The sequence below is a fragment of the Sphingobacterium sp. 1.A.4 genome (assembly GCF_002734245.1).
In the GTDB taxonomy this organism is placed as follows: domain Bacteria; phylum Bacteroidota; class Bacteroidia; order Sphingobacteriales; family Sphingobacteriaceae; genus Sphingobacterium; species Sphingobacterium tenebrionis.
In genome coordinates this window covers 1-691 of sequence record NZ_PEAZ01000017.1, presented here as the reverse complement: position 1 = coordinate 691, position 691 = coordinate 1, and the positions used below count along the sequence as shown (strand labels likewise).

1 protein-coding gene is annotated in these 691 nt (G+C 52.2%); it reads right to left on the bottom strand.

Annotated features, from left to right (window positions below):
* Positions 1–82: 82 nt before the first annotated feature.
* Positions 83–691, bottom strand: a 609-nt coding sequence (locus CRJ00_RS02100) for an IS3 family transposase (RefSeq protein WP_144038063.1), incomplete at its 5' end; no start/stop codon positions are given.

The following is a 691-nucleotide window of genomic DNA, read 5'->3' as shown; positions in this document are numbered from 1 at the left end:
TGTCTTGTCCTTATATAGCTATACAGATTATTGGTTTAATTCTGAATTGATTATACAGGCAAATTTGGTAATACTATATGTACTATACAAACTCTTTCTTCACTATTGGATATTTTTTTGGTCTCCATCTCTTTCTGAGCGCACCTGATCTCATGTGTGCCTGTTCAGGGGTGAGGTAGTCACAGCTCGCGTGCGGCCTCAGGTTGTTGTATACCCTGATGTTCTCCCGTATCTTTCCGGTGGTCTCCCTCAGGCCACCCTGTGATGCGTAGAGGTCGAACTCCGCCTTCAGTATGCCGTTCACCCGTTCGGCTATCGCGTTCTCGTAGGGATCCCCGTTCTCGGTCATGCTGACCGCTATCCCGTTGGAGCGCAGGATATCCACATAGCCTTTGCTACAGTACTGCGAACCCCGATCGGAGTGGTGTATCAGACCCTTTCCCGGATACTGCCTCTGCCGCAGTGCCATCTGCAGGGCATCGATACATCCCTGTGCCGAGAGGTCGCCCCTGAACGCCCAGCCCACTATCTTCCTGGAATAGGCATCGGTGATCAGGCTCAGATATCCCCAGCGCCTGTTGAGCTGTACATAGGTGATGTCGCTTACCCAGACCTGCTCGGGACGCTCGACCGCAAGTCCCTTTATCAGGTTCCCGTACTTCTTCATCCAGTGCCGCGAATCGGTGGTGAC